This window comes from Mycobacterium sp. (assembly GCF_035653355.1).
Classification (GTDB): domain Bacteria; phylum Actinomycetota; class Actinomycetes; order Mycobacteriales; family Mycobacteriaceae; genus Mycobacterium.
The window spans coordinates 1-3,800 of the sequence record NZ_DASRBZ010000249.1 but is presented as its reverse complement, the minus strand read 5'-3'; the positions used below and the strand labels follow the sequence as shown (position 1 = coordinate 3,800).

4 protein-coding genes are annotated in these 3,800 nt (G+C 69.7%); 1 reads left to right on the top strand and 3 read right to left on the bottom strand.

What is annotated here, in order from left to right; translation table 11 throughout:
* Positions 1 to 7: 7 nt before the first annotated feature.
* From hemC to VFA16_RS08505, 3 genes are all read right to left on the bottom strand, one after another.
* The gene (hemC, locus tag VFA16_RS08515) at positions 8 to 934 is read right to left on the bottom strand and encodes a hydroxymethylbilane synthase (RefSeq protein WP_324967391.1); all 927 of its coding nucleotides are present in this window, start codon (positions 932 to 934) and stop codon (positions 8 to 10) included.
* 13 nt (positions 935 to 947) lie between these two features.
* Positions 948 to 2,345, bottom strand: a complete 1,398-nt coding sequence (locus VFA16_RS08510; protein WP_324967390.1) for a glutamyl-tRNA reductase — start codon at positions 2,343 to 2,345, stop codon at positions 948 to 950.
* Positions 2,346 to 2,447: 102 nt separating this feature from the next.
* Positions 2,448 to 2,702, bottom strand: a complete 255-nt coding sequence (locus tag VFA16_RS08505; protein WP_324967389.1) for a glutaredoxin family protein — start codon at positions 2,700 to 2,702, stop codon at positions 2,448 to 2,450.
* A gap of 97 nt (positions 2,703 to 2,799) precedes the next feature.
* Between VFA16_RS08505 and VFA16_RS08500 the strand changes: the two genes are divergently transcribed.
* Positions 2,800 to 3,708 carry an HAD-IB family hydrolase gene (locus tag VFA16_RS08500; RefSeq protein WP_324967388.1) on the top strand — a complete coding sequence of 303 codons (909 nt, stop codon included), beginning with the start codon at positions 2,800 to 2,802 and terminating at the stop codon, positions 3,706 to 3,708.
* Positions 3,709 to 3,800: the final 92 nt, after the last annotated feature.

Below are 3,800 nucleotides of genomic sequence, written 5' to 3'. Positions count from 1 at the left end.
GCTGCTCTCACCGCGCGCCCGACATGAGTTCCCGGGCGCCCAGTGCGAACAGCTCCGCGGCCACCGAGAGCCCCAGCTCTCGTGCCCGATCGGGACTGCCGATACCGGACGCGCGGATCACGTCGGATCCGTCCAGCGCCGCCACGCAGCCGCGTAGCGACAGCTCCTCGAAGACCCGGCCGTCCTCGTCGATGGACTCGACCACCTCGGCGATCGCACCCACCGGTGCGGAGCAACCTGCCTCCAGTTCGGCCAGCAGAGCCCGCTCCGCGGTGACCGCCGCACGGGTATCGGCGTCGTCGAGCTCTGCCAACAGCGCCGCCAGCTCCGTGTCGTCGGCACGGCACTCGACGGCGAGCGCACCTTGCGCCGGGGCCGGCAACATCTGGACCGGCTCCAACGTCTCGGTGACATCGTCGAGGCGGCCCAGCCGGGCCAGACCGGCCCGGGCCACCACGACTGCGTCAAGATCACCGCTGCTTACCCTGCTCAACCTGGTATCTAGGTTGCCTCGTAGGGGGCGGATTTCCAAACCGAGACCCAATGCTCTAAGCTGCGCGGCCCGCCGCGGGGACGAGGTGCCCACCACGGAGCCGGTCGGCAACTCGGCCAGCACCAGCCCGTCGCGGGCCACCACCGCATCGCGAGGGTCTTCACGCACGGGTATCGCTGCTACCAGGAACCGGGGGTCGTCGGCGGTGGGCAAATCCTTGTGCGAGTGCACTGCGGCGTCGACGCGGCGCTCTTCGATGGCCTCGCGCAACGCGGTGGTGAACACACCGACGCCGAGGGTGGCGATGGGTTCACTCGACCGGTCGCCCTCGGTGGTGATCGTCACCAACTCGGCGGGATTGCCGTTGGCCACGAGGGCGTCTCGGACGCTACCGGCCTGAGTGGTGGCCAACCTACTGCCCCGGGTGCCTATCCGGATCACGTCGGCCCAACGGCTACTCGGCAGACGCAGGTCGGCCACCGGTGCCGCCCGCGCGAGTGGTATCGGCTTCGAATTCGCTTGTTACGTCGAGCAATTCGCCTGCGGTGGCGACGGCGTCGACGGCGGTCTGGTCGAGTTCGAAGAGCTCGCGCAGCGCCTCGGCGTAGCTGTCGCCGCCGGGCGCGCTGGCCAGTTGCTTGATCCGCACGGTGGGCGCGTGCAACAGCTTGTCCACCACACGACGCACGGTGCGGGCCACCTCGTCGCGCTGGGCGGCGTCGAGCCCAGGCAGCCGGTTTTCCAGCCGCAGCAACTCGGCGTCGACCACGTCGGCGGCCCGCTGGCGCAACGCGGTCACCGTCGGGGTCACCTCGGCCATTCGCTGGCCGGCCAAATAGGTGGCAACTTCGGCGGCGACGATGTGACGGGCGGCTTCAGCGTCGGCGGCCGCCGCGCGCGCCGACGGCTCGCGCTGTACGCGCTCCATGTCGACGACCCAGACGCCCGGCAGCCCGGCCACCGCCGGGTCGACGTCGCGGGGCATGCCCAGGTCGCAGATGACCAGCGGCTGGGCGGTTTCGTCGCGGTGGGCAGCGGCCAGTGCGTGGTAGACGTCGGCCAGCGACACCACTGGGCGCACCGCGCCGGTGCAGCTGACCACAACGTCGGCGTCGGCCAGCGCGGCGGGCAGCCGGTCCAGTCCCATCGCCTCAGCCTGCGTGCCCGTCTCGCGGACCTTGCGGGCCAGTCGCTGCGCCCGCGGCAGCGAGCGGTTGACCACATGGACATGTCCGATACCGGCGCGGGTCAGATGACCCGCGGAGAGGGCGCCCATCGCACCGGCGCCGATCACCGCGGCGGTCTTGCCGTGCAACCCGCCCAGCTTGCTGTCGGCCATACCCAGCGCGACCGAGACCACCGACGCGCCCGCGTCGTCGATCGAGGTTTCGGAGTGCACCCGCTTGCCGACCGCCAGCGCGCGCTGCGCCAGCTCGTGCAGCACTCGGCCCACTGTGCGGTTGGCTTCGGCGGTGGCGTAGGCCCGTCGCACCTGACCGAGCACCTGCTGTTCGCCGATCACCGCTGAATCCAGGCCGCTGGCCACCGCGAAAAGATGCTCGACGGCGGCCTCGCTGTAGCGGACGTAGGCATATTTGGTCAGGTCGCCCAGCGACATGCCGGAGTGGTCGGCGAGCACCTGCCCGATCACCGCCAAGCCGCCGTGGAAGGCGTCCACCACGGCGTAGACCTCGACCCGATTACAGGTGGACAGCACCATCGCCTCGGTCACCAGCGGCGACTGCAGCACCCTGTCGGTGATCTTGATCTGGTCGGATTCGTCGGTGCTCAGCTGTTCGAGAACCGCAACCGGCGCGCTGCGGTGTGAAACCCCGAAGAGCAGGACGCTCACGGCAGCATCACCTGGCCTGCTCCCTTGCTTTCGCCAACGAACTGCCTTCTACGGTAAACGTCTAACAGTTGTGCTACCAAATTTGCTCACCGCCCAACCCGGTCACGCGAGATCTGCTCGCAGGCGGTCTTCGTCGACCTCCCAATAGCTGTGTTCGCGGCCGTCGAGCAGGACCACCGGCAGCCGGTCGCCGAACTCGGCGCGCAGCCCGGGGTTGCCGGCCGCCGCGGCGGCGTCGACGTCAGTCGCGGCAAGCTCGAAGCCGAGCTCGGTGGCGAGCTCGGCCAGCTGGTCGTACACCCGCGCGCAGATCAGACAGCCGGCCCGGGTCAGCAACTCCACTCGGTGACGGCTCACCGCACCAGTGTGGCACCGCTAACGCTGACACCCGGTGTCCCCGCAGGCCAGATAGGGTTGAAGCGACTATGTGCCAGAGCGGGAAAGGAGGTTGACGGTGGCTTCCAGTGATCCAGGCAGCACAGGTACTGGCCGTGTCGACCTCGAAGCGCTGGGCGGGGACGCCAGCGCCCAGCGCGCGCTCGACGAGCTGCGCGCCGACACCACCGCCGAGATCCCGCCGCAGCCGCCCGTCGACCTGACCGCGGCTGCATTCTTCGATGTCGACAACACTTTGGTGCAGGGCTCGTCGCTGCTGCATTTCGGTCGGGGGCTGGCCGCGCGCAAGTACTTCACCTACCGCGACGTACTCGGATTCATCTATGCACAGGCCAAGTTTCAGCTCATCGGCAAAGAGAACAGCGACGACGTCGCCGCGGGCCGGCGCAAAGCGCTGGCGTTCATCGAAGGTCGCTCGACGGCCGAGCTGGAGGCGCTTGGTGAGGAGATCTACGACGAGATCATCGCCGACAAGATCTGGCCGGGCACGCGGGAGCTCGCCCAGATGCACCTTGACGCCGGCCAGCAGGTGTGGCTGGTCACCGCCACCCCGTACGAGCTGGCGATCACGATCGCCCGCCGACTGGGGCTGACCGGCGCGCTGGGCACCGTCGCCGAGTCGGTCGACGGGGTGTTTACCGGCAGGCTGGTCGGCGAACTGCTCCATGGCACCGGCAAGGCCCACGCTGTGCGCTCGCTGGCCATCCGTGAGGGCTTGAACCTCAAGCGATGTACCGCCTACTCAGACAGCATCAACGACTTGCCGCTGTTGTCGCTGGTTGGCACGGCGGTCGCCGTCAACCCGGACCCGCAGTTGCGGGCGCTGGCCCGGGAACGGGGGTGGGAGATCCGCGACTTTCGCACCGCCCGCAAGGCCGCCCGGATCGGCGTGCCGTCGGCGTTGGCGCTGGGGGCGGCGGGCGGTGCGCTCGCCGCGGCCGTGTCGCGTCGCCGCGAGCGCGGGTAACCGCGCGAGAGGCGCACCGACCGCGACAACCCAGTGTCGCGTCGCCGCGAGCGCGGGTAACCGCGCGAGAGGCGCACCGACCGCGACAACCC